The 26,402-nt window shown below is 35.3% G+C and carries 18 protein-coding genes and 2 pseudogenes; 5 read left to right on the forward strand and 15 right to left on the reverse strand.

Translation table 11 applies throughout. The annotated features are described in order from the left end of the window. Window positions 1–152 precede the first annotated feature (152 nt). The 3 genes and pseudogenes from KHA94_RS24220 to KHA94_RS24230 form a co-directional block, all read left to right on the forward strand. A pseudogene (locus KHA94_RS24220) lies at window positions 153–717 on the forward strand (ATP-binding protein); the annotation flags it as partial. Between the two features lie 36 nt (window positions 718–753). Beyond that, the gene (locus KHA94_RS24225; RefSeq protein ID WP_249365734.1) at window positions 754–924 is read left to right on the forward strand and encodes a hypothetical protein; all 171 of its coding nucleotides are present in this window, start codon (window positions 754–756) and stop codon (window positions 922–924) included. A gap of 152 nt (window positions 925–1,076) precedes the next feature. Further along, window positions 1,077–1,276, forward strand: a pseudogene (locus tag KHA94_RS24230) (sugar phosphate isomerase/epimerase); the annotation flags it as partial. Between the two features lie 549 nt (window positions 1,277–1,825). On the opposite strand, the gene KHA94_RS24235 reads toward KHA94_RS24230, so the two are convergent. From KHA94_RS24235 to KHA94_RS24275, 9 genes are all read right to left on the reverse strand, one after another. Then, window positions 1,826–2,989 (reverse strand): ComEC/Rec2 family competence protein, encoded by a 1,164-nt coding sequence (locus KHA94_RS24235; protein WP_213104641.1) that lies wholly within the window; start codon window positions 2,987–2,989, stop codon window positions 1,826–1,828. 23 nt (window positions 2,990–3,012) lie between these two features. After that, window positions 3,013–3,174 carry a hypothetical protein gene (locus KHA94_RS24240; protein ID WP_213104642.1) on the reverse strand — a complete coding sequence of 54 codons (162 nt, stop codon included), beginning with the start codon at window positions 3,172–3,174 and terminating at the stop codon, window positions 3,013–3,015. A gap of 63 nt (window positions 3,175–3,237) precedes the next feature. Beyond that, window positions 3,238–5,649 (reverse strand): AAA family ATPase, encoded by a 2,412-nt coding sequence (locus tag KHA94_RS24245; RefSeq protein ID WP_213104643.1) that lies wholly within the window; start codon window positions 5,647–5,649, stop codon window positions 3,238–3,240. Window positions 5,650–6,393: 744 nt separating this feature from the next. Next, window positions 6,394–6,582 (reverse strand): hypothetical protein, encoded by a 189-nt coding sequence (locus tag KHA94_RS24250; protein WP_213104644.1) that lies wholly within the window; start codon window positions 6,580–6,582, stop codon window positions 6,394–6,396. A gap of 63 nt (window positions 6,583–6,645) precedes the next feature. Continuing rightward, on the reverse strand, window positions 6,646–7,074 hold the full coding sequence (locus KHA94_RS26145; protein ID WP_249365735.1) for a hypothetical protein: 429 nt from the start codon (window positions 7,072–7,074) through the stop codon (window positions 6,646–6,648). A gap of 336 nt (window positions 7,075–7,410) precedes the next feature. Next, window positions 7,411–7,824, reverse strand: a complete 414-nt coding sequence (locus KHA94_RS24260; protein ID WP_213104645.1) for a hypothetical protein — start codon at window positions 7,822–7,824, stop codon at window positions 7,411–7,413. Between the two features lie 114 nt (window positions 7,825–7,938). Continuing rightward, on the reverse strand, window positions 7,939–10,401 hold the full coding sequence (locus KHA94_RS24265; protein WP_213104646.1) for a restriction endonuclease-like protein: 2,463 nt from the start codon (window positions 10,399–10,401) through the stop codon (window positions 7,939–7,941). Next, window positions 10,373–12,952, reverse strand: a complete 2,580-nt coding sequence (locus KHA94_RS24270; RefSeq protein WP_213104647.1) for an MrcB family domain-containing protein — start codon at window positions 12,950–12,952, stop codon at window positions 10,373–10,375. The genes KHA94_RS24265 and KHA94_RS24270 overlap by 29 nt, the downstream gene beginning before the upstream one ends. 71 nt (window positions 12,953–13,023) lie before the next feature. Then, window positions 13,024–13,449, reverse strand: coding sequence for a DUF6884 domain-containing protein (locus tag KHA94_RS24275; RefSeq protein WP_213104648.1), 426 nt, complete (start codon window positions 13,447–13,449; stop codon window positions 13,024–13,026). 463 nt (window positions 13,450–13,912) lie between these two features. Here KHA94_RS24275 and KHA94_RS24280 point away from each other — a divergent pair, with 463 nt between their 5' ends. Beyond that, entirely contained in the window at window positions 13,913–14,317 is a 405-nt protein-coding gene (locus KHA94_RS24280) for an endonuclease domain-containing protein (RefSeq protein ID WP_213104649.1), read from the forward strand. Window positions 14,318–14,716: 399 nt separating this feature from the next. On the opposite strand, the gene KHA94_RS24285 is transcribed toward KHA94_RS24280, so the two are convergent. Both KHA94_RS24285 and KHA94_RS24290 read right to left on the reverse strand, forming a co-directional pair. After that, window positions 14,717–16,057, reverse strand: coding sequence for a hypothetical protein (locus KHA94_RS24285; protein ID WP_213104650.1), 1,341 nt, complete (start codon window positions 16,055–16,057; stop codon window positions 14,717–14,719). Between the two features lie 15 nt (window positions 16,058–16,072). Beyond that, window positions 16,073–17,389 (reverse strand): hypothetical protein, encoded by a 1,317-nt coding sequence (locus tag KHA94_RS24290; protein ID WP_213104651.1) that lies wholly within the window; start codon window positions 17,387–17,389, stop codon window positions 16,073–16,075. A 251-nt stretch (window positions 17,390–17,640) separates the two neighbouring features. Here KHA94_RS24290 and KHA94_RS26150 point away from each other — a divergent pair, with 251 nt between their 5' ends. Continuing rightward, on the forward strand, window positions 17,641–17,760 hold the full coding sequence (locus KHA94_RS26150; protein ID WP_338030873.1) for a helix-turn-helix transcriptional regulator: 120 nt from the start codon (window positions 17,641–17,643) through the stop codon (window positions 17,758–17,760). Window positions 17,761–17,947: 187 nt separating this feature from the next. Here KHA94_RS26150 and KHA94_RS24300 read toward each other — a convergent pair whose 3' ends face one another. The 4 genes from KHA94_RS24300 to KHA94_RS24315 form a co-directional block, all read right to left on the reverse strand. Beyond that, the gene (locus KHA94_RS24300) at window positions 17,948–21,031 is read right to left on the reverse strand and encodes a type I restriction endonuclease subunit R, EcoR124 family (protein WP_213104652.1); all 3,084 of its coding nucleotides are present in this window, start codon (window positions 21,029–21,031) and stop codon (window positions 17,948–17,950) included. A 15-nt stretch (window positions 21,032–21,046) separates the two neighbouring features. Then, complete coding sequence (locus KHA94_RS24305; RefSeq protein ID WP_213104653.1) at window positions 21,047–22,297, reverse strand: restriction endonuclease subunit S; 1,251 nt, start codon at window positions 22,295–22,297, stop codon at window positions 21,047–21,049. Beyond that, the gene (locus tag KHA94_RS24310) at window positions 22,297–24,858 is read right to left on the reverse strand and encodes a type I restriction-modification system subunit M (RefSeq protein WP_213104654.1); all 2,562 of its coding nucleotides are present in this window, start codon (window positions 24,856–24,858) and stop codon (window positions 22,297–22,299) included. Before KHA94_RS24310 ends, KHA94_RS24305 begins: the two co-directional genes overlap by 1 nt. A gap of 339 nt (window positions 24,859–25,197) precedes the next feature. Further along, window positions 25,198–26,277, reverse strand: a complete 1,080-nt coding sequence (locus tag KHA94_RS24315; RefSeq protein WP_213104655.1) for a phospholipase D-like domain-containing protein — start codon at window positions 26,275–26,277, stop codon at window positions 25,198–25,200. Window positions 26,278–26,402 lie beyond the last annotated feature (125 nt).

Genomic DNA, 26,402 nt, shown 5'->3' on the forward strand with positions numbered 1-26,402 from the left:
ATCGGGCGTTACAGTCAATGGCAAGCAGCTTCGCTGTGGCTCTGGCTCTACTCCATGAATGAGTAATTCTATTAGTGGCTCTCTATTCCGCAAATGATGGCTCTTTTCTCCGCAATGAATGGCTCAATTCATTCGCAATAATCAGTGCCTCGTTCTCAGATTCAAAAGCTTGTATTGAAGACATTGAGTATTACAAGGATCGTAATAAATAAGGAACTCATATTAAAATTGGCCAGTGGCCTATATATTCAAAATCATCATAACATCATACTGAAAGGACCAACCGGGTCAGGAAAAACCTTTATGGCCTGTGCATTTGGCATATCTGCGTGTCGTCAATTCCACAAGGTAATGTATGTTCGGCTGCCTGAATTGTTGGACGAACTCTCTCTGGCAAAACTGGCGGCAGACGGCAGCTATCGTAAGTTAATCAATAAATATATCAAAACTGATGTACTGATTCTTGATGGATGGCTACTTATGGATTTATCAAAAGATGAGGCCAATATCTTATTGGAGGTTACAGAAGCACGTCATAAAACCTCCTCTACCATTTACTGTTCCCAAATCGATCCAAATGGATGGCACATGAAATTAGGGAATGGCACCATTGCCGAAGCCATTTTAGACCGCATTATCCATGATTCCTACCAGCTTTTATTAGACGGTGACCTCTCCATGCGTGAACGTCATGGATTAAGCAGTAGTAAGGTCTGAAATATGGTTGTTTTGACAAGAGAAGGTTTATCCAAAATGGAAGATTCCTATTATTGGGGAGGCAATAGAAGGTGTGTACCTTTCCCTGATGAATTAAAGGAAAGATTACTGGAAACATACGGAGAAGAACCTTTCCCCTTCACATGGTCTGAACAGGATATCCATGAAGGGGCAAGAAAAATCATAAGACAGTACTTTAACGATTAACACGAGGTTTTAATACACAACAGCCCTCCACTAACATACGATTTGTGAGTTAGTGGAGGGCTTACTGGTAAATTACTTGGCACAGCATGGTAAATTCCTTGGCAAAGGCTGGTACAAAAGATGGCAGAGGTGGTAAAAAACGATGGCAGTAATCAAAGGACACAATCATTGATCAGCCAAATACAAATCGAAATGACTTAACTGACATGACCCCGTACAGTGCAATGCAAAATCGCTCTTTGTACTTCCTCACTGTTGGATTTGGGCACAATTCCAAAGTATGGCTGATATTATTAGTACGCTTCGACTATACGGATATGATTATGCGGTTAGCATTGAGCATGAGGATGGTAATGGTAAGGCAAGCTATTGAGAGGATGTGGTGGGTTTATGGGAGGATAGAAGGAATAATTTGCTTTCTTGAGCTACTTGATTAAATATTGGATCCAAATTGGTATTGTGGTGCAAACTTTGAGATGGGGTTGCTCCGATAAATGCACTTTTTAGTACTTGAAAAATTAATAGAAAAAACCGTTTCATTATTGTGGAGAAACGGTTTTTTTGTATTTTGAAACTGGTGTTGGGGTCGAAATACTGATTTAATATAATTCTGCTTATAAATGTGTAAAATTTGTGTAAAATGTTCTGAATGTATAACGTTGTTGAACAGTTTTAAATTTCTTCGTTTGTTTCCGTATTCCACATGGATTGGATGGTGATGGCAGATAATTATAGATGTAGTATTGTTTACCTTATACTTAATTAATAATCTTATTATCATGTGAAAGGCCATATTACATCATGCCGCTCGTAAGGTGAGAGTGTGTAATACCTTCAACGATGTGTGCAGGAAGTGCGATATACCCAGGTTTTAGCGAATAGGAATTGTAACATCATGTTTTTATAAAATGTATGGGAGATCTGTTAATCCTTTGGTCGATTTCCACGGTATTGAAGCATGATTAAGATTATTCACATTATATGTAGTCGGGTGATTAAATCTATTATTTGAATCAAAACACGACATTGTCCCTTCTATACTATATGCCGTGAATAAACTCGAGTTCCATTTACCCGCATATCCACCATGGTGAGGGATCACCATGATATAGCTATTATGACTATAGGTTCTAAGTACATATTTCTCCAATTTCTTATAATGGTGATCTCCTGTTAGAAGAGCGGTATGATCTGGACCATTAACCAAGACAACAATTCCTGTTTGATTCCTATAACTTCCAGTCGATGCCCTGAATATTTCTAAAAACTCGTTATTATAAACTGAAGAAAGCATGATCTCACGCGAGGTTTTGGGAGTCGGTTTTATTAAGATAGGTCTTATCACACTTCTTATTTTATTTAATACTCTTTGTGCTGTTAAATTATTTGGAACTTGTGAGGGAGCAATAAAAGATTGTATTGCATTTAAATCACTAGAGGACATTCCTAAAATTCCATGATAATGATCAACATCCCAATGGCTTAATATAATATGCAAATTATTTAATTGAGATATAGAAAGTCTTCTAGCCAAACTAGTTAGCTGATTAATCCCCCAAGTCATATCAGCTCCAGTGTCATAAAATAAATTAAATGAATCCGATTTAATTGCATTCCAATTTCCATGACCTACACCAAATACCTCTAACTTAATCTCTTCATTTTCTTTTGGTTTTAATTCAAAATTTGGGTCAGGTTTCGAAACGACTTTCACTTCATTTGTAAAATTTAAAGATGGGATGATTGTTTTATATTTGTTTAACTCCAATTCTTCACCGGAGTACGAGAGGAACAATCTAAATATAGCAGATTCTTCTATTATAGAATCTCTCAAAATAAAATTGTTCCCAAAAAAATCTATTGGAAACCTATACCACATACCCTCTCTTGGTCCTTCATAAGACAATGTTTTAAATCCTTCAATATATATAAGGGATCTTTCATCAATCTCCGATACATCGTCTGAGAAAAGGGTAAGAAAAATATTCAAGTCTTCTTTTTTATAAAAATCAAATATGGCGTACTTGTTTTTTACATGTTTTTCACAATATAAATGAATATACAATAAACTTTCTCCTAACTCATTTATTAAAATATCGCTCTTTCCCATTGGCCAGTTGCAGCTACCGCATCCCAACTCGTTTCAAGTTCTGGAAAGTAGGTAATTCTAAAACCAAAGCTATATAATAAAACACCTATCAAAATCTCAGTAATAATAAACCAAAACAATAAAGATTTTATGATTTTCATAACTAATTCCTTAATTTGTTGCTTCTAGAATGTTTAAGATTGGTAAAAGAAAACCGACTTAAATTAGTTAGTAGATGAAACCCCTATATTTTGTTCTGCTTTTTCTGGTAGAGCTTCAATACTATTTAGGAAAGCGTCATACTGCTCACTATCCCTATTAGAAATGGCTTCTAATATTATTTTCGCGTTTTCCTTAAATTCTGGTATATTAACAGGTTTAAATAATCTATCAGGTTGTTGTTCACCATGCGAATATTCATTGTTTATTCTGTTGATAAATGATCGAACTTTCATATTCCCACCAAAGAAAGATAGTATTCTTCTATCATTTCCAATTTTAATATCTGGGTACTTAAAAAACATATAGGTTTCGATAAATTTACGAGCATTGTTAGGGAAATTGTAGAATACATGGTAATTCTCATCGCATTGTTCCTCATTTGCTACTCGATATATCTCATGAAATAAATATATAAATTCTGTTGAGTATTTTTCTAAGTATTTTGGCATTTTTTTAACCGTACCAACAACTTCGCGTTCTTTATTAAAACACTTTTCTATCAACCACCACTTATTGTGATAGAGTTTCATTCTATGCTTATTTTTCTCCGGATTGGTAAGCTTTTGCAAGTATTTTAGAAAGTCTAGATTATGTGTTGAAATAAAAATCTGCTTATATTTCTTGCTCGCTATCTCTGAATCTATTAAACTATAAACATAAAAAATATGATTGCTATCTAAACTACAGATAGGATCATCAATAAAAATAGTGTAATCATCAACATTAGAAATATCTTTTAGTGTGGCTAAAAAGTAACAAAATGCAATTAAACTTTGCTCACCTTCACTTAAATTTTTTGCCAGCTCTTGTTTTCGCATTATCACAAATTTTGATTGATTTTCTGGTCCACTATTTTTTATTAAATCTAGATATAATTCTGGATGACCAAGAAATGTTTTTAAATACTTATTAATCTCTATAACCGAATTTTGCTCGTCTTTTAACATTACTTCTAGGTTTTTAATTCTTGTCAATGACTCTTTTTCATTTACTGTTAAAGTGTCTTTTTGTAAACTGATTTGTTGGAGCTTTTTATTTTCTTCATCAATTTTCCTTTTTCTCTTTTCATAGTTAATCATCTTTATTACCTTATGGATTTCATTGAATCTTAACTGACTTCTTGCTTTTTCTTGTTCATTTAAGAAACCATTTGTAAAATTGTTATGGCGCTCAACTAACATATTAATATTTGATATATTAATTTCGATACGATGGGCAAGGTCGTTATCGTTTATAGTTTTATTAAAAGGGTTAAAGAGGTTAAGTCTTCTCTCATCTAGAATCTCAATTTTAGTCTCTAAATGCTTTATCTTTTCACTTATTAGAAATTCATATTCTTCAACTAAAATATTGAACTGTTCCTGAAAAACAGAATAAAAATCTGAACTCTTAAGTGGTAATTTGTAATTCATTATCAGCTCTTTTTTATTTTCAAGTTGTTTAATTAAGCTATTAATCTTTAAGGAAAATTCCTCTACTTCTGTAGTAAAATGACTATCCAATTCTTCCCATGCTCGCTCATCAATTGGACTCCCACAAAAAGCACACTCTTCGTTATGTACTTTCTTATGGAAAGCAATTCCTTCTCTTACCCATTGCTGAAGTAAACTATTTTTTGCTAATCGTTCAATAATTCTGCTAGGATTAATATTTCGAGTTAGCAGTTCATTAGCTTCCAGTAATAAATTGGGATCCATAAAATCCAAATCCTTAATCGTATTTAATACTGGCTTAATTTCTTCTTTAAGTATGTTCCGATGTCTTTCTTCAATAGGAATATCCAATGCTAATGCACTAGGTATTTCTGAAAGAAAATCTCTACTATCATATTGCTTCTTTTTCTCATTAGCGACAAAATATAAAGAATTGTTTCTAATATCACTTGCTGCTTCCCTAATTTTTTGCTGTAATTCTTTCTCCATTGAAGAAATTCTTTTCTCTTCCACATTGTATCGATGAACTAACCCATTATTATTCGTTCCATAAAGTCTGAATTGAATTTCTTCAATTTTTCTCCTTTCAATATCAATTTTCTTGTCAATATCAACATTTTCTTCACCTAGTATTGTAAAAGGCAAAATTTCGCCTTCATCGTTATACAAAAAGCTTAAATTTTCTTTCTTAAAATCTGAATTATAGACTCTAAAATTAAATGTTCCTTGAGCAATTTCTTGGTCTGTTATTTCTGTTCCATCTTCTAAAGTTATTAAAAACTTTCCATCTTTAAAGTCTTCATGGGGTTTTCGATTCTCGAGGCTTCTAAAAATTCGTGAAAAAGTTGTTTTTCCTGAATAGTTTCTTCCGTATATGATATTTCTAGGTCCAAAGGTTGTATCTTCCGTATTTCCCATTACATTATTCCAGATAAAATCTTTATAGACCCCATAATCGTAAATATTTAATTTTTTTATCATATTATCGCCCCTATGTATTAATCTTTACGAGAAGAGTGATATCTTGATGAATAATTTTATAAACATTAAATGGAAATAATCATTTAACTTTACTTCCATTCACAATGCTCGTTCTAACTTCTTCAAAATCTTTTGTCTATCTTTTACCGAGAAATTCCCAACCTCACCAACAATCACTTCAAAAGTCAACCTTCTACTTTCCCTTACCAAAAAGGCAATAAGCTTGTCCTTAAAATGTTCATGCAACTGCTCTCGCTCAATTTCTGTTCCAACAACAGGGTAGTAACCTCATCTATCACCTTGTCATCTATTTTTCTCATCGCTGTTCTATAGCTTCTTCAATGTTTATAATGTATGAAGTTAAAAATTCTGCACTTATCGACCTTAAGTAAATAAAATCTAAGTATGTTGTTCTTTCTAAATCAATGAATTCTTTTTTAAACACCTTACGTCTCCCGTAATTATTATCATTCTGCTGTGAATACAGGCTCTGTAAATTGTCAATGAGCTACAAACCTTACTTTCGGCTGATACTCTCATCTGCTGGAGCAATGTTAATACTCTTTTAATCCTTCTTGGGTCGCGATAGTACTACCTTCTATTTCGATGAATTTCCTTATTATTCTTCACATTACGACAATCCTATATATATATTACCAAAAATTTCATCCAAATGTATGGTTTTTATCTATTAGAAACACGAAGTCACAAAGATATTATGTTTCATGAAGTTCACCAGTGAATTCAACCACCAAATACAGTAACCATAACAACCAAAGATCCTTTCGTGATGTTATCTACTTGTAATTTATGGTCTACTTGGAGATACTTCTTCGCATATTTCCCATAGTTTTCACAAAAAGTACGATAGGAATAGGGAATCTTTCCACCCTCACGTGCTTCTGTCGCATACTCGAGATGCAATAAAGTCAAGGTGACATTCTTTTTTTGTAACTCCTTATGCACTTTTTCCCAATCAACCGGGAAGTAACCTTTCTAAACAGCTTGTTTCTCTGGAAAGAGAAACGCTTCTAGCCATGGATTGGTCATTGTATCGTTCAAGCTTTCCACACCAAATTTCTTGGCACGTTGAACGACATCTGAAACTGTATTTCTTGAATGCCCAGTGCTAGAACTAATGGTTCTTTGACTGACCCCTTCAAAATACAGTTCCAGAATCTTCCGACAATTAACCATAAAAAACCTCCTGTATAATAGTGTCATGCTTGCTTGCTTGCATGCAACATAATTATACAAGAGGTTTTTCTTGATTCTATTTATAGTGGCTCTCCATTCTGCAAAGGGTGGCTCTTTACTCCACAATGACTGGCTCAATTCAACCGCATAATCACCGCCTATTAGTAAGGCGGTTCCAACAATAATAGAAATAATCATGGCTGATAATGCAAGAAAAAACACGGACATCACCTTTTCCTTAATTGACTTGATGTAAGCCTGAACAGCTATTTTTGGACTTATGATGGATAATTCCTTAATAGAAACCTAGTTTTATAGTATGAAGGATCTCCTTGTATCTTGCAAATTCATTATTACTTTATTGCTTGATATGGGAAATTTAATGTAATTTTACAAGGATAATTAAACAAATTGCACATTTTCTTTACTTCAGATTTTATTACTACTATCCCCCTAAATTAAACAAAATTACCTAATAATGTTGTTTTTCTATAGTAAAAATTTAATAATAGAATTAGAGAAATAATTAGAAATATTTTTTTTGAAAGTGAAGTGAATATGTTGTTAAAAGGACTTCTTGATAACTTCCATCATAGCTAAGAAATCAGTTATATAATCCTGTGCGGACCCTTCATTCATTCCGGATGCTTTAGAAACAGCAATTTTACTTGCCTGCCTGGTCATTTCACCAAAGTAGACCTTCTTAGCATATTTATAGGCACTGGCCACCATCTCATTTGTTATTTTTGCATTCTCTTTTTTCTTTTCAACTATAGATGGTGACGAAGAGTCACCTGCCCTCCCGCTAATTTGAATAGTAGCCTCATTTGATACTTTCGAGAAGGTTTCAGCTACATACTGATTCATCAATCTAGTAATAACATCCTTTGAACTTTCATTATTAAGCTTTAACGCCATACTAAATTTCTCCGCTAAATTTCTATTTATTGAAAAATCAATGGAACCCCCATTTGTCATATTTCGCACCTCCAAATTAACTATATCAACTATTTACGACAAATTTCTGGAAATCCCTTCAAAAAAAGCTTGTAGAATTAATGATAACTGGCACTAATCTACAAGCTTTTCATATTAATCAGATAGCAACTCTACTAAAACTTTAAATACGGCTGTTGGATTTCTCTCAAGCACTTCCAAGGACATTGATCTCGACACATTTCGGTTTGTTAGTATTATTTCTTGTTCAACAGGTTTAAGCTGAATGGAAATATCTTTGATTTCATACTCCATAACATTCTTGGCTTCATCAACATACGCCGCATCTAAATCTAGTTTAATTTGATCTGAAACTCTTCGAAGTATCCTCCACAAAATCATTTCATCCTTTGACTTCATGAAAAGCTCTGGAAGTTCCTTTGATTCTTGTAATGTATTCAATGTGGTCATTATATAATTAGCAATTCCATATCCTACGGGTTTAATTGCCTCATCTAGTGCTTTCCAATGATTAACTTCAAAGCGTACTGTTTCCTTTTCCGTGTGAATCTGTATAATTTCCCCGTATACGACAACACCATTTATGGAACCAACACCATTTTTAACATATAAAGCAATATGTTTAGCCTCCTGCCACCCTTTCCTTAAACAATTACCTAAAATTACAAAGCAGCCTTCTTGCCTAAACCTTCGATAATCTTCTTCTGATGAAACTAGTCCAACAAGTACCTTTTCTTCAAGACTGGACGACCATGCCTCAAGAGTTCCTTTTGGTAATATCCCTTCATTTTGGATTTCCTCTGGACCAGCATCAATTAATCTTTCCACAAATGTTTCCACTAAGGCTGTTGCATTAGGAAGAAATGGTAACCCTCCGATATTTACCTCGTTAATACTCTTATAAAAATGATGGTGTTGATACTCATACTCTTCTCCCCACGGAAAAAGAACGTATGCACCAAAAGCTGTTCGTTCATATGGACCATTTTTAGCTGCAACGATCGAATCGCGATAACGATGCATTGTATTTATATCATCCTCCATCGGGCCAGGCGTAAAATAACGAGAATGATAATAACTACCAGCCTGGGCATAATCAATCCGATATTTCGCATCAAAAATATAATTGTAGGAATAGTTCTTACCCTTTTTAGAAATTTGCAGGACCATATCGGGCTTCTGTGGAATAGTCGGTAGCCTTCCCACATACTTTTGGTAAGTGAGAACAATTTTCTCTTTCGTGACAGGATGTTGAAAAACCCTCTTAGAAGAACTGTTTACATCGAGATTCACAAACAAGCCTTTATGGTTTACTCGAATAATATCCTGACTGACTAAATCGTATTTTCGGCTAAGGATCTGGCCTAGCTTTAAATAGGTCCAATACTCATATAGAGTAGCAACATCCTTAACGGACATTTGATAAAATTTCCCTTGAAGAGCCAATCCCTTAGAAACAGTTAGATAGATTTGAAATGCGTCTCGGTAGCCTGGTGCCATCTGCATTACCAGGCTCATAACAGAGCGATCAAGCTTGCTAATCTGTCTCCAAAAAAACTGATGCAATTTTTTCTCTAATTGCGTTCTCATAGAGATAATTTTTTCAATCAATTCAAAATCTGGTAGCTGCTTCCATCGATTATTTTCACTTTGAATGGCATTAATTAAATCCGTCAGCTTATGAATGAGCCGTACCATCATCCATTTGACATACTGATTTTCGAGAGTATCATAGGTTAATTCCTTCCTCATTCTTAAACCTTCACGTGGCATCAATTGTCTTTTGTCAATCTCCACTCCATTTTGAACCTCTACAAACAAGCTAGTCCTCTTACGTAAATAGCTTCGACTCGTCGAATCAAGCCTTCTTAGCTGGTCCCCACGTGCCTTTTCATGAATCGTTTGCAGTCGATGATTAGGCTGGTGTTCAATATGCTCTATTGCATGTATAAATTGATTAAAATGCCTACTCATTAAGCGATAAAACTCGGCTTTAGAAGGTTTACCTTCAATTTTCACGCTGGCTCCTAAATAAGTCTTTCGGATAAAATGATAGGCTAAATTATAAATTTCATCGTTCACTTCTTCTAATAGCTTTTGATAATCTCTTTTATAGTCAAGCTTTACTGGAAATATCTCAAGCGTCACTGTCAGTATGGTCTTGTCGGCCTGATGAATTTCAATGGTGGATTGGCCTACCTCATTTTGAAAATGAAGGTTACCCATCAATACCGAATGATTTCCAATTTTCACAGGTGTTATTGCTTTTCTTAAAACAGGATGCTCATGATAGAAGGTGAGTTCCTCCCCAGTCTTTGACACCACGATAACCTGATAGATTCCATTTTCGAAAAAGATCGGACGTAGGTTACTTGGGAAAACTAGCTGTCCAATTTGAACATCATAAACCTTATATTCCTGAATACCATGGCCATCGACAGTAAATTCCATCACATCGTGCGAGTCCATTGCTCGATATTGCTTTAGGCCTTCGTAGCGCTCATGATAAGGCTTCCCTTTAATAATGAGAGAGCATTTCTCTGTTTCAATTTGAACTAATTCAACATCCTCACGAGACCCAGAAGGAAGTAATGCCATCTTCTTGTAACCTCCTCAGCATCTCAGCTACTTTCTCGGCACTTCCAGGATATTTGGCATACTGAAAATCGTTGGTATTATTTTCTTCATATATCATATTGGTAAACATTGCATAAAGTTCAATTAAAACTTTTTCCACTCTACTATCACTACCAGCAATACGTGGCAATATTTTTTGAAGAATGCAGTAATCAAGAGCTTCTTCAAATTTAAATAAATCTCCTAGCTCGTTATATGCTAAATAGAAACAAATCTCATCTCTTACACGATAACCTACATGGGCATGAATAATTTTTAGAGCTTCATTAATCTTAACCAACTCGTTAGTCGTACGTTCGATGATTTCTTTATGAATCAAGTAAAGATCCTTAAGATGCAAATACTTAGACTCTAACTGGTTATTGACAATCTCCAACGACTCCATAGATTCAGAGTCTTCTAGAAAGGATAAATTCTGTAAGTCCACTCGGTTAAATTCGATTGTATTGGCTCTGTCTAAAACCTTTTTACTAAATGGATGTGTTGTTTCATCCATGTTAACAGTACCAATAATATATAGATTATTTGGGAGTCTCAGTTCAAATCCTGCGGTTTCCTCTGTAAGAAGAGGTGAAGAAAGGATGTTCCTACCTTCCCACTTCCGACTCTCCATTACACTTAAAATATCACTGAAATAGTACTCCACTCTCGCTAAGTTCATCTCATCCAGCAGCACAAAGAAAGGCTTAGTTGGATTACCTGCTGCTTTTTTAATCACCCTTGTTAAAGGACCTTCCTTAAATTCACCTTTAATATCCCGATAACCTAACAAATCACTACCATCATTCCAATCCGGCCGTATCGGTATAAGAGTAAATTGTCCATTCGCCTCACTCGCCCCTATACTTTCCGCAAACCACTGTACAATCTTTGTTTTGCCTGTACCAGATATCCCTGATAGAATAACGAAGGGTTTGGATTTGAGCGATAGGAAAAGGTTTGTTACTTCTTCCTTGGAGTAGAGGAAACCCTTTCTTGTTATATAATTGTGAATATGAGTAGTAAGTTTTTTGTAACTAATATGTTCTAGCTGGCTTTCAACCACTTGACTCTCCAATCTATTTGATTCATATTCCATCGAAACGCTTCCAATCTTCATTCTTATAAAATTCTCATAAATTTCAACCATTTCTTTCAGGTCAGAATCAAATACATGCTCCTCTGGCATACTTTCCAAATCATATCTAATGTAAGCAGCAGTAGAAAAGGCGTAATCCCTTGCTTTCTTACTAGTCCCTAACATAATATTGTCGTCCTTTTGGACCCTGTATGTATCAGAGAATGAATCTCGAATTTCTTGTTTCATTCTCAGCATGTCTTCGTGAGAGGTCTCTGTAACACCCTGAGCTAGTGTGAGAAAAACACTATTCATATTCTCACTAAATAAATAACCGATGTAATAGCCTCTCTGAGTAGAAACGGTGATTCTACTGTTCATAATCGCAATCCAAGGTACTGCAGCCCAATTTCCTTGTCCAACAGAGCCAGTCACTACATATTCTGCAGAATCTATGAACGGAATCTGCGTAAATTCCTTGGTGACATCCTGTCGAACAAATGCACCCAAAGGATGCCCACCAAAGGGTTCTCTTTTTGCATCTATGTATTCATTCATGATTCTTAATAAACTATCCTTAATTTTGCTTGTCATATCTTGCTCCCTTTGAGATTGTGTCTCAAAATAACTTTCTACAGGAGACCATTTCTCATCAATTAACTTTGTTGTTTCCAGCCACTTAAGAAGATTATAAGTTCGTTCCTTTGCAACCGATTCTACCATAAGATTGCTACCTCTAGAATTTCGAACTATCAACATTCCTAACTCAACTATAGCTGCTCTCTTTTCCTCTTCTGATAGCTCCCTTAAAAGGTCTAAACAAATGAGAACCATATTAATATATTGCAGTTTTGGTAGTATATTTTTTATGTAGTCATCTTTGTTACTAGATTCTGAGTATTCTTCTAATTGAAACATATTTACTTCTTTAAATTCATTTACAAAACCAAGTAACCTTGCATCCTGTCTAGCACGTGATTTAATCCGATACAGCTTATCATCTAGTTGTTGGCTAAGTTGTTTTGGATTGTATTGCCCGTTTATCATTTCCTCTAAGAAGCTTTTTACCTTATGATACTGTTCATTTGGTAACTCATCTGTAAAATATTCTTTTAACTGAATAAAGGTTTTTCCATTATTAATTGAAATCTCAACGAAAGGTAATTGACTAAATAATGCCATCAGGAAAGAGGTTCGTCCTCTAGTTTTTCTGAAATCATCCGCTGTGGCATTCCTTGCCGAAATAAATTCCTGCCATCCATCTAGGAGAAAATCATTTGTAATAATTTCATAAGGTTCTTGCTTATCACCTTCTTCAAATTTTCTTCTAGAAGATTCAGTTTCTACATAGATTCCCACTTGGTCAACATTGGTAATATAATTTACTTTTTTTGTACTAAGAGTGTTTATTTGTTGCACTCTTTTTACTAACTCCAACACCACTTTTTCTAACAATGTCATTTCACCCTTACTTCTGCTTTAATTAATTTTATAATTTAGGCTAAATTGTAACTAACAACACCACTCTATTTATTAGAATATTTGGTATAGAAAGAAAGTTGATCACCTATTCCTTTACCTTCAAGCGGCACCTTACATTTAATTCCCTTTTGTTCAAGCATTGTGATTAAATACTCCCGGTATTTCTTCCCCACGTAAAAATCCGCTTGTTTTACATTTTGATGAAGACCTTCTATCTGGTCTAGCACCCTTTTAGACCAGTTTAACCTTTCAGAAGCTTTCTTTGAATTCAATGTTACATCATAGGGTTCAATAACATCTTGTTTTCTTAATAAACCATATTTGGCAGATAGAATAAACCAGTCGACATAATCTTTACTTTCTATGTAAATTGTAGCCTTCTTAAACAAAGTTGATTTTAAATACATTTCTTTAGCACTGCATGGCATTTCTTCTTTAAGTTTTGTACAGCAAACAAACGCTATTTTCATCTATTAACTACTTCCTCTTGATTCTATGTATTTTGAACAATACTTACGTTCTTTTTCTACATTATATAACAAATTATTGGAAAATACTGGTCAACAATCTGTTTTACTTGTAATATTAAAAATAAAAGAGAAGATAATATGGGAAGAAATTATATTTTTGAACTTTTATTTTCTATTTTGGAAATAAAGGAAAAAATGGAGGATTAAAAAACTGTTTTCCTGAGTATAGTGAAAAGTATTTTTGACGATTTTTATGAACGGTCCGAAAATAAATAGTCGGCATGACTGATCTTAACTCCCATAAATTCGAGGTTACTTGCATTAGCTGCCTTAAGAGCAAGTCTGCGTTAGATTATTGTCTCCAAAAAGTAGAGAGTGCTGGGTTGGTATGACCGGGGCTTTTTTGTATAGAATTAAAATATACAGTCTAAAATAGTAGCAGTAAATTTTGAGGTGAAATATCATGATAGAATATATTGTATTTTTCGGTCTACATGCTGCTGCAATTTTGGCTTTTATTTTCCTCCCTAAACCGGTGCCAATCGTTAATCTGGTCGTAGATGAACGAAATAAATGCGAAAGTCCTATCGAGCGCCAGTTATATAACGCTCTGACATTTCGAGGCTATGCGGTCACAACTCAAGTTCCCTGCGGTAAATACCGTATCGATATTGCGTTAGTTGGTCCTCGCATCGCGATAGAGTGCGATGGCAAGGCGTATCATTCATCGCCAAAAGCAAAGGCGCGTGATCGATGCAAGGATAAATGTTTGATGGAGAATGGCTGGAAAGTACTGCGGTTTACTGGACTGCAAATTTATTACGATATGCCCCATGTAATGAAGCGGATTGGTGAGGCAATAAAGTGAATGAGTTACTAGAGGAGAAATTATCTATATCGAGGATTTTATAATGAGTGATGATTTAGCTTGTTCAGCTTAATTTTGTTATCTATTTTATTTAATAAATCAATTTCCGTTACTCCTTAATACATCATGCCGCCAATTCTTCAGCTTATAAAACATAAGGAAATCATGTTAAATAGACGCTACAAATCAACATCTTTTGAGTTTATTTTAAATAACTTAAAAGTGCTTATGAAAAAGACGAGGACAGTATTTGCCGAGGTTAGAAATCCTAACAATTCCATCTTTACTTACATTGAAATAAGAACATCAAATGTTATTCTTGTAAGCATTATTAATTAGTTAGGTTAATGAAAAAAAATAATGTATGCACAAGAGAACAGTGCATACATTATTTTTTTTCTAATGTTTAAGAATTTGGAAGTATGAAAGTGGCAAACCCGTAATTTGACTAATAAAATGTAACAATGTTTTTGCACCAATAATAAGGTCATTATAATTGGTGAACATACTTTTTAATTTATCATGATCTATATCCTTCGATTGTAGATCGTATTCCATTAAGGAAAAATCCAAAAATCTAAGTAAATCATAATATTGAAGTGGATTATTTGTTACCCTATTAATCAAATCTTTAAATGCTTCAGTATATCTTGGTGGACCTAGGTTGATAGATGGTAAATCAGCTGGTGGTATAAAATCCGGATTTTGACCTTGTACCATACTATACGCAACCCTAAATGCAGCATCAAAAATCTCTTTTCTCTTCTTATTAGAAACATCCCCGGCTGATAACGCTTCAATAATTGTGTCGGATTTTTCCCTATCACTAAAATAATATAATTCTTTTGATATATTTAATGTTGAAAGTAAAAAGAAGCATACAAGTTCGTTAATTGCCCATTTTATTGAAACTAATTGTTCCGATGGAATTGGAACATCTAAGATATTAGACAGCTCCCGGATTGCGGTTATAATTTTCTTTACTCTCGAATAGTTATCCAAGACCCAATAGTCAGATGAAATAAAGTTAGCAATTTTTTTAAAGATTTCATTTGTCGGGACGGCAATTCTTGAAAAAGTTACAAGTTGATTGTGCTGTGTTTCAGGGTTCCATGAACCAGTCCAATCATCAGATAGGATATTATAATCCTTCTCTAATTTTTCAATTATTCTTAGATCTAACACTTGTATTCCATACTTCCTCGCATATTGCTTTACTTCAGTTCTTACCCCACCTTTTACAAATAGGGCATTATTAATATCTACCGTATTCATAATACCCCTAATCCAGGAAATCCTCTCATGTACCTTTGCTCCCCCAGATTTACAATCGGCCCAAAGAGTTTTACTAGTAAAATCTTTATGAACATAAATCCCATAAACATCTAAATCAGTTATTGTTACCGCTGCTTCATCTTGAGATGTTTTCATTATAACGCCAACTTTTGGGAAATACCCCATATTAAACAATAGTCTTTTTAATCTAAATTCCAAAAGCGTTCCAACAGGAATTGTAAATGGAATTTTTCTCCCCGCTGAATTTCCACCATTTTCGTACTGATTTTTCTTGTAGCTTTTATATACCTTTTCTGTTTTATCTGGATTTAACTTATGTGCTTTAGACATTTCAGTTGTTGAGGATTTTGCAAAATCGTCTTTTTCAACAGCTTTTTTTTCCTTTACTTCACTTGAATCTTTTAAATCAATCAATTCGTTTTTTTCTTCCCTTTCATTGATCAAACTTTTCACCCTTTCCTATAAAAGTTCCCCTCTTAGTAATCTAACAGCGTGTTCTTCAACTTCTTGAACATGTTCTGGTGATTCTCCTAATCTAATTCTTGATTCTTCTGGAGTTAAAAAAGAACCGGTTTCAATCATTGAACTAAAATCAGTAATGTCCGAATCTGTCTGGAAATTGTAATCTGGACTCTTTATTATCTTTAAGGCTTCTTCGGCAACATCTTTACGTATTAGTTCTAAGCATGAACCTGTTCGGGCTCTACCAGTGTAATAATTAAACTTTGTTTTAGTTACAACTTTTACAATTCCCTTTTTTTCTAACAGAGTATAGTCTGTAGCATTTGCATCATGTGGACCAATATCTCCACTATTAATCAATTTATTTAGGAATCTTTCTGGATCATTGATAGTAGAGTGTGGTGTATAATTTTCACCAAATCTAATTGAAGCTAAAAGAAGTTTAACATCATCCAAAATGTCGTCATTATTTAAGTTTGCCCCAATTAAGTCAGAACTAAAACCAAAATCTTTTTGAAACCCCCTTCTTGACACAATTGTAGTTGGATTAATCATACCAATTTTTTTTGCTAAATTTAAAAATTCATTAGATTGAACAGGTAACTTTTCAAGCGGGTATCCCTGTGTACGTTGTATAATCTCAATAATCTCCTTTAAGGTTTGTCTACCTTCGATTTCCAGTCCAGATATTGCAAGAGCAATTTTCTGACTGTTTGCACCCCATACATACTCATTACTAATGATCCGCTCTTGACTTTTAGATTTTTCAAACATCTGGATCAATTTAAACTGTTTTTGCAAGGCATAAGCTAAAGATATGTCTTTCTCGGAGTAGCCCTGCTCTACTAGGAGCTGCGTTAGTTCGCTTTGTAAATACGGTATTTTTTTAGTCTCATCCATAGTCTCAACGGTAACCAGTTCAAATGCATTTGGGGAAAGATTATCAAAAAGTTGACCAGATATTTCCAATACCTTTGAATTCGTAAATACATACTCTGCTACTCCAGTTATGCTACCGGTTGTATCTTTAATTAACTCTATTTGTTTATCTGATGCCTTGGCCAGGTACGGAAGTATTATCATTTCTAATTCATGTTTACTATTTATTCCAACGGTATTTGCCATTTGGACTAGTTTTTCCATGTTTTCAATAACTCCATTACCTCTAATTACACCCAAAAATCTGCCAGCCTTACCCGCAATATTAATACTGCCAAAATTACTAAGACCAGCGCTATCAACTTGAAACTGTTTCAAATGCTTTTGTGTTGCAATAGACCAATATCCAGCTTTTATTTTTTCTTGTGTCGACATTTTTTCCCCTCTTTTTAAATTATTAAATTTTTTTAAAAGAAATTGTTACTTCCTCTGATTAATTGTAAATCATTGTAGTATGGAAAAGAAGGAAAAATTATACAAACAAAACAATACTGTATCTTGATTTGATAATAGATGCTTAAAAAATTTAATAAAGGTACACGGAAACAAAATTAAAAGTAATATTGGGTCATTCATAGACGCGTCACCATATAACGATAATACACTTTATTAAGTCTCGGAATACGATCTCAAACTGGTGCACTGGAAATTCTTATCCTAGTGTTCCGGAATTATTTGAACTTGCTAAATTACTAGGAAAAAATGTAGATGAATTATATGAATGCTTGGAAGAGAATATGGAGTAGGATTGTCTGTATAACTTTAGAAGTTTGGCGATTGCTCGATAGTAATTTACACAACGTCCTCAAGGTTATGCTGTTCCAAGTGAAAGTAAAAAAAGCCAAGGAATGTATCGCCTCGACTCTTATATTCAAACATATTCTGTTTTACTGGCTATTCTTCGTTTTCAGTCAGTTCAAAGCCACCATCAAGTTAACTATATTTTTGCTTAATTTCAGCCATCCATTCTGGAAGTTTGGGAGTTAGTGTCATATTATGCCTTAACAAATTGCCAGCCGTTTGATTGATTGCCTTGCTAAAATTAACACTACTAATGAGCTCATTGATATAGGGAACAACATCAGGCTGTGAAGTAGAATATGAATTTACTGATCTTTCAAGTATCCCACTATCTAGCCCCCACTCCGAAGAGAAATCAATAATCGCATTCTGCAGCTTACTTGCTTTCCAAATTTCAAATGCCTCATCAAAGTTTAAACCGCTTGATAAGTTACCAGGCACAAGCTCCGCATCCACAAATTCCTTCAACAACTGTGCATGCTCGTATTCCCCCATGTTACTCAACTCTTGAATTTGTTGATAAATGATACGGAGTGTTTCACTATCCACCGTTTGCATGCCGTTCGATGAGGTGACTTTTGAACCGATTAAACTAAGAATATGATACGCATCGATTACTTGCGTACCCGCTAACTTCGTTTTTCCAACAAGGGTATTAACTGCTGACGGCAGCGGAGGAGTGCCGGGCTGCCAAGTTAAGTTTTTATACGCACCGACATACTGCAACCACTTATGTTCATCAATACCAAAAGTACTATCATCCCACTTAAATTCATAGTATTGTTCGACTAAATTTAACTGCTCAGCAGCATCTTTAAAAGCAAGTATGAATGCTTCTTTTTTCTTCTCATCATGTTCAATTGTTTGCCAATCAGTAGGGTCAGGTAAAGCCGGAATCATTTCAGCAATTTTTATCGCGAACTTCTTTACGGCTGTTTCATAAGTATCAACAATTGCGATGCTACTCTTACCCCCGCTTCCATACAGCTTCAAAGCTTGATTTACGATTTCTTCGGTAATTCGAGGATATTGAAAGTTAATAATCGTACCAAATTCTTTAGTTGAGCCAAAGACCCGATTTGTTCGTGAATAAGCTTGAATTAAACCTTGAAGTTCAAGTGAACGGTCAACATAAAGCGTATTGAGACGCTTAGAGTCATAACCAGTCAGTAATTGGTCTGCCACAATCACGAGGTCTATATTCTTTGGATTTCGTCCGCTACCACCCCTAGTGGCACGTTCCACGACATCTTCAAAGTAAGCATCCTCGCCGTGTTTTTTATCACCAGCAACAAACGAAATGCCCGTAAATGCGGCATAGTCCTTAAACATATCTCCGACAATTTTAGGGTCTAGTGGCGTAGGATCATTTTCATTACCAAAACTGAATGTCATAGCCACATTCAATTTTTCTCCGCGTTCTTTCAGTTGTTTTTTAAATTCATCATAATAAGCCATGACACGATTTTTATAAGCAACTGTCAAAATCGCATTAAATTCCCTACCTTGTGATTGTGATTCCCAGTTATTCAGAATTTCTTCCACTACTCGTGGGATATGTGTTTCGTCTTGATATGTAAGCAATTCTCTTTTTCTCGCTTGCCTTTCAACGTCAGCTTCTGACAATTCTTGAACTTGGCGTTCAATTTCTCTGTCAGTTAACTCTGGGTGTTCTTCTTTCATCTTCTCAGCAAGTTGCTCTCTTAAATCATCATAGCTTTTAAATTCTCCCGTGTTGATATAGTCAACGTGAAAACCTAATACGTTTTTATCTGCAATCGCTTCATCAATCGTATATTGATGTAACTTAGGTCCAAATAATTTTTCGGTTGTGTTGATGACCTCACTTTTTTCATTGACCTTTCCCTTGATCTTATTTTCATCAAATAAAGGTGTTCCAGTATAGCCAAAGAAGAGCCCATTTTTCTTGAAATAGCGCTTAATGGTTCCCATCATTTGCCCCATTGTTGTACGGTGAGCTTCATCGATGATAAAAACGATTTTCTTATCTGCTAAACTAACATCTTGTACTTCTTCCAGTTCCTTAACTAAGGAATTCAGTTTGAATGTCGTTGTTACCACAATTCCGTTTTTAGCTGACTTGAGTATCTTTTTTAACTGGTAGGTGTGTTTCGTATCATCAACGGAAACAGACTCGTAAGCAGCGTATGCTTTGAAGTTTTCACTGGTACGATTGTCTAGCTCACGTCTATCAACAAGGAAGACGACTTTATCGAACCCTGCTCTAGTCGATAAAAACAAAGCAGTCTTGAAACTCGTAATAGTTTTCCCCGAACCAGTAGTGTGCCAAACAAAACCGCCATGAGGTAATTTTTCATCATTGTCCCAACCGAATGCTGCCCCTTCAACCGCTTGTAAAGCGTGGACTTGATATGGACGCATTAACATATGTCGTCTATTTTCCTCATCACGAGCTTCATCAATAACTAAGTAATCTCCGACCATCTGATGTGCCATTGGAATCATCAAAAATTGCCCAATTACTTTCTCCCAAGCATTTACAACATTGTTTTCTTTATCTGCCCAATGGAATACGAAACTAGGGTTAAAGTCTCCAGCTGTTTTTGGTGTAGCGAAATAGCGAGTGGCGATTTCAGAAGTGATCACCATCATTTGTGAAAAAGCCATGAAGTTGTTACTGTATTCGCCGTCACGATAGTAGCGCATAAATTGACCAAATGCTTCGTCTAGTGTTTTATCTGTGCGTTTTTGCTCAATATTGATTAAGGGCAAGCCGTTGATCAGTAAGACAATATCAAAACGGTTGTTGTTTGGTGTCTGTACCTCTCTAGCAATTCGATAACTTGAATCCCCACCACGCACTGCAGCTTTTTTGAAAATCGTCAACGTGATTTGTTTTCTTGTGATTGTGGGATGGTCATCACGGTAAATGCCGTCAATCTTGCCTTTTGATTCTTCAATCGCTAAAATCTTTGCTGCCTCGTAACTGTTGCTAATTTGATTGACTTTTGCCATCACTTGACTGAACTCATTATCCGTCAATTCCACGCCTTCAAGCTGGTCAGCATTGATTCGGTTGAGTTCTCTACGCCAATGCTTAACCAAGTCAGCAACGGTTACCTTTTGAATATTACCGTTTAGAAAGTCGGGCGCTTCCCATTTATATTTTTGTAGTTCTTTAGCAAAATTCTCTTGAAAAGTTTTCTCTGCCGCACTTTTTGGTGCATTGCTCATGACTGACGCTCCCCTCTAAACAAACATCTCATTTAGGTATGCTTTTTTAATATTTTGGAGTTTTTCTAACTTACGCTGATGAAAAGTGATGAGGTGGTCTAGTTGTGCAAAAAAGTCACCAATTTTCTTCTGTTCTTCTTCACTTGGTAACATAATCTCTTGATTTTTTACTAAATCAGAATTCAAGTTGACTTGACTACCAGGCTGTCCATATTTTTGCCATTTCGGGCGGAACATCTCCAACCATTGGAACATGAATTCACGGTCGAATTTTGGATTTTGAAAGATTAAGAATCCATCGTGTACGCCAGTTTTAACATAGTTCACAACAGGTTTTCCCACTGTTGCAGCGATACTCAACAATAAATGTGGTTCAGTTAATACACGAGTTTTTTCTTGCCCAGCTTTTGATATACGTTGTTCAAGATAATGAATACGTCCGCCTTGCTCAGTTACATCTGCAATTCGTAACCATCCAATATCAGATTCATCATCAAACCATTTCGGATCTTGAATAGGTCGAGGGCTTGCACCTCGTACTATATCAGCTAATTCCCCAACTTTCCGTTGTTCCCAAGCTTGAGTAAATCCTGCAAATCTCCGTTTTGGTTCACGTTCACCTTCAGTGGGAAACATTTCAGAAAGGTATGCAGACTTTAACGCTTTCGTCTTTTCTAACTTGCGCTGATGAAGAGTAATCAACTTATCAAACTGGCTAACGAACTTAGAAATTACCTTCTGTTCATCTAAAGTTGGTATTGAAATAGTTAAATTCCTCAGGGTACCAGCATTAACATTCTTTTGCGCTCCCCCTGCTTCCATTCCCGTTATTTGTTTCATACCTACATCAGAATTAATAAATATTGATACAAATTCAGGTAGAGCTTTGTTTTTTTTCAGTCTCGTAATTAATGTTGTGAAGGTTTGGGCACAATTTAAATGCATTGGTACAACAGCACTTAGTCCGGGATATCCGGTTCTTACTGTTAAAACATCCCCTGTTTTTACTCTTTTTGTAGAATTAGCTTGATCGAAATCTTTTGAAATAAATTCTAATTCACTATCATCAATTCTATTTTGTTTTATATTTTGATTTTTGATGAAAGGAACTCCTTTATTTCTATCGGTAAAGTGTTCACTTGAAGACGTAGCTATGCCAACAGAAACCTTTTCGGCAACTTCACCTAACTTACGCTGTTCCCAAGCTTGAGTGTTTTGAAACTCCTTAAATCGCCTTTTTGGCACTGAATTTGTTTGTTGCGTCATTATCTCACCACCAATTCACTCATCAATGCTTTAAACGCTGATTCTAAGCCACTACTCTCTTCATCAATCGCTGACAAAGTATCTGCATAACGATTGTGCAACATTTGCAGCGTACTTAGCTCTGTTTTTAACGGAAGTTCTATCAAATAAACCATAGCGTCCACCGTACTACCGAACCATTTTTCATACATCAAGTTGTCGATTTCTTCATTTGTCAAAGTTAAGATACGTTCTTGCACAGCCTCTTTGAGCGCTTTTTCATCAGCTTTCACGGCTTTGCTAAGCGCTGATTTATCTGCAAATAACTTTTCAACTTTCTTCAGTAGGTTATATTCAACTGTTCCCTTGCTCACCTTCTTCAACTCTGCTTTGACTGATTTATTTTCAAAAGCTTCTCCAGCTTCATTCAACATTTCACCTAAAGCATTGGCTTCATCGCTGTCTTCAACTTTCGCAGACTCAACCAAGTCTGACAGCTCATTTTCAATTTCTTGAATGCGAATATTCTTTGATTCGATTTCTTCTAGCTCATCACTATATAAAAGTTTCGCAATCAACTCATTCGGTACGATACTGCCAACCCAGCCGTCTTGCTCTTCACGTTTTTTATCGCCGGTTCCTTTCGTTACCATATTGGGTTCACGAGTGCGTCCTGCCGTATAGAAATCACTCAATGCGATGATTTCCGTATCATGTGTCAGTGCATTCTTCCAAATTTCAGCCACAATCTGATACCCATCATAAACATCAATATAATTGAAATCCGCCAAAATCGTCTTGATTTCAACAAGCATTTCATCCATCAGCTGAGTAAAACTACTGCTACTGTCTACATTTCGTAAAATGCCCCAGTATTTATCAATATAGGCTTTTGCTTTGCTTTCGATTTCTTTTGATTTTTCAACAATGCGAGAGTCACTTAATATAGCATCTGAAATTTCCTCAACTGGCTTCAAAAGTTCGACATAACCATCACGAATTTCTTTCAAAGATTTTCCTAAAACATCTGACACTGTAGACTGTAAAATCTTCAAATCATCAATATTCTTTTGAGGAATCCCACCTTGTAAGTGAGCATCTACATCGTGAGGAATCTCTTTATCTATCGCTTCAATATAGCGAGGAATATTCATGTTGTATTGATTTTCGAGAATATCTTCACGTTTCACCAGACAGCTATAACCATTTACTTCCCTACGTTCAACATACGTATCAACAATTTTTGCGATGTCCTTTTCTTGTAGGACATTTTGTTTCCCTACTTTGATAAAGTCATGGGAAGCATCAATGATCAGTACAGGTTCATTGATATTACGATTCTTCTTCAAAATCATCACGGCTACTGGAATTCCCGTATTAGTAAATAAGTTATTTGGTAAGCCAATGATTGTATCAATATAGTTTTTCTCAAGCAAACGTTCACGAATCTCACCTTCAGCTGAACCACGGAATAGCACACCGTGGGGTAACACAATCGCCATTGTTCCATTTTGGCCTAAGTGGAATAGCCCATGTAGAAGAAAAGCAAAATCTCCTTTAGAGTCTGGTGGCAATACGCCAGCAACTTCAAAACGAGGGTCACTGACTTTTAATCCTGCTTTGTTCCAATTTTTCGCGGAATAAGGTGGGTTCATAACGACCGCATCAAACTGCACGCCTTCATTTGGACGCTCTGGATCCTCTGGCCAGTCTTGTGAAAGTGTATCGCCGTTTTTAATGGTCATCTTTTCCGGACGAACACCATGAAGCAATAAATTCATACGAGTTAAGTTATAGGTTGCTGTATTCTTTTCTTGACCGTAATAGCTTAAATTCTTTTGAACATCTTCATCTAAATGCTTCTTAACCGTTAAAAGTAGCGAACCAGAACCGACAGTCGGGTCATAGATTGACTTGACGTCTGATGTTTTCGCTACGATTTGTGCCATGACTTCACTGACTTGTCGTGGCGTGTAGAATTCACCAGCCTTCTTCCCCGACTCCATTGCAAACTGCCCGATAAGATACTCATATGCATCTCCCAGAACATCGCCTTTTTGCAAAGCCACCATGTTCAAGTCTGCAAATAGTAAAATCAAGGCCTTAATATTTTTACTACGTTCGTTTAAGTTACTGCCTAAAGCAGTATCCGTTAAATCAAGTGTAGAACTTGAGAACAATCCTTTAAAGTCATTCGAATCACCAGACACGGCAATCGTACGCTCAAAGTTATTCAAGCTATCTGTTACTTTTTGAACTTCAAAATCTCCTAAATTGATGTCTTTTAACCATGTCTGATAGAGATACTCAGGCGATACATAATAACCGAGTACATTTTGAATCATTTTATCTAGTTGTTCACCGTATTCTGCTTTTGCCTTTGTATACTCTTCCACTAATTCGGATTCAGCCATTTGCCCTAAACCGCTGGTCACTTTGAATGTTTCTAAAGTCTTATCGCTCAAAAACTTGTAGAACATCAATCCAAGCATATAATCTTTATAACGGCTGGCATCCATTGAACCACGTAGTTCACTTGCCCCGTCCCATAATCTGCGTTTAATTTCTTCTGATGTAATCACTTCGTATCCCCCATTGATTTTTTACTTTTTCAGCCTAATAATATCGCCAATATCAACATTAAGCACCAAACATAATCATTAAACTAAGCTCAAACATTAACATTTTCTCATTATCATTATACCAGTCTATTAATAAATCCGATGAAAGAGTTAATATAGAAAATGAACGGCTTTCTCTTTCTACTTTAACTATTCGATACTGCTGATGAGAGCATATGAAGAAATGTTTCCTGCTATTATATTTATTGTAATTAAGATAATAAGTTTTCACAACGCACCACTATTGTTAAAGCGGTAGATGTGATCAGAAAAACCGCCTTACCACAACTCGGTTATTTACTAGGTGTTATCAATGGTCTCTTGTATGACATCAAGTCGATTGAGTTCCGTATTAATAAGGACAACTTTGTTCTTAATTAATTCTATTAGACCAAAAAGTTCACGAATATCATCCACAGCGGCTTCTGCAAGTTCTGATTGTCGCTCTGAGGCTTGCTGTGATGCTAATTGACAAGCTTCATCCAGATCTTCATAAAGTGCTAATTCGTTTGAAAGCAAATCGCTTGCAAAATTCTGAGCATTAAAAGAGGAAAACTCCCAGATTGGAGTTCCGTGATCACAAAGGTCACTAGCCCGCTGTAAAATACTCATATCCGATAAATTAAATATTTGATTAAGACCATGAATTTCACGTAAATTATTAATTTCTTCCTCCAATTCAATAATCACATCATACAGAATAGAAACATCTCGATTTGACAAATATGAGTCCCAGAAGTTAAATACCTCTGTATCTTCGATAGGGTGACCTACATATGTATATACCCCCTCCTTCATATTGTCAGCAGCCATCTTCATTTCGGATAAGAGCATTGAAAAAGTAAGCTGTTTTTCATTAAGAACATCACCGAAGTATTGGATTCCTTCGCCCTCAATAATTGGAACCAGATTGTCGATAACGAGTTGTACCATTTCTGGATCTTTGATCAAAATACCTGTTTCTCTACTGTTTTGACTTTCTTCAGAGAAATTTGCAGACCCTACATACGCAATATTGTTAGTTAAGATAATCTTCGTATGGTTTTCAAAGTGAAAAAATGCTGAAAATCCATCCATTGATTCAGGATTCAGTTTTTCAGTATATCTTTCTATACTTGCTTGTGCCTTTTGGCGTGGTACAGATGAATAATACCTATCAAAACGGCTAGGTATATTAGTAACTAATCTTACTTCTGCATGCTCAGATGCCTCCTTGAGCATCTGCAGGAGTCGTTCTCGTCTTTCCGAAATGTTATATGTTGTAACAAAAATGAAATCAGCTTCAGAAAAATCGTTAAGCACATCCTGATAGTTCAATTCATCTTTAGATGATACTAGCTCAATCTTTCCTGGTACAAGTGGAATTCTTTGAATACTCATGGCTGTATTCCCCCTTTACATTTTTATTATAATTTGACCTTAACCACAATTGGGTGAATTTGTCAATATAGAAATAAATCAGAAATTAAGGAATAGCATCTCTATGTCGCCGCTTTAAATAATCT

It is taken from the genome of Cytobacillus citreus, from assembly GCF_018343665.1.
GTDB classification, from domain to species: Bacteria; Bacillota; Bacilli; order Bacillales; family Cytobacillaceae; genus Cytobacillus; species Cytobacillus citreus.

Excerpts from the sequence above, each read along its gene's own strand:
- KHA94_RS24245 (WP_213104643.1), bottom strand. The coding sequence starts at position 5,649 with ATGATAAAAAAATTAAATATTTACGATTATGGGGTCTATAAAGATTTT.
- KHA94_RS24265 (WP_213104646.1), bottom strand. The coding sequence starts at position 10,401 with ATGGCATTACTTCCTTCTGGGTCTCGTGAGGATGTTGAATTAGTTCAA.
- KHA94_RS24290 (WP_213104651.1), bottom strand. The coding sequence starts at position 17,389 with ATGTCGACACAAGAAAAAATAAAAGCTGGATATTGGTCTATTGCAACA.
- KHA94_RS24260 (WP_213104645.1), bottom strand. The coding sequence starts at position 7,824 with ATGACAAATGGGGGTTCCATTGATTTTTCAATAAATAGAAATTTAGCG.
- KHA94_RS24300 (WP_213104652.1), bottom strand. The coding sequence starts at position 21,031 with ATGAGCAATGCACCAAAAAGTGCGGCAGAGAAAACTTTTCAAGAGAAT.
- KHA94_RS24275 (WP_213104648.1), bottom strand. The coding sequence starts at position 13,449 with ATGAAAATAGCGTTTGTTTGCTGTACAAAACTTAAAGAAGAAATGCCA.
- KHA94_RS24315 (WP_213104655.1), bottom strand. The coding sequence starts at position 26,277 with ATGAGTATTCAAAGAATTCCACTTGTACCAGGAAAGATTGAGCTAGTA.
- KHA94_RS24280 (WP_213104649.1), top strand. The coding sequence starts at position 13,913 with ATGATAGAATATATTGTATTTTTCGGTCTACATGCTGCTGCAATTTTG.
- KHA94_RS26145 (WP_249365735.1), bottom strand. The coding sequence starts at position 7,074 with ATGTCCGTGTTTTTTCTTGCATTATCAGCCATGATTATTTCTATTATT.
- KHA94_RS24225 (WP_249365734.1), top strand. The coding sequence starts at position 754 with ATGGAAGATTCCTATTATTGGGGAGGCAATAGAAGGTGTGTACCTTTC.
- KHA94_RS24305 (WP_213104653.1), bottom strand. The coding sequence starts at position 22,297 with ATGACGCAACAAACAAATTCAGTGCCAAAAAGGCGATTTAAGGAGTTT.
- KHA94_RS24240 (WP_213104642.1), bottom strand. The coding sequence starts at position 3,174 with ATGAAAATCATAAAATCTTTATTGTTTTGGTTTATTATTACTGAGATT.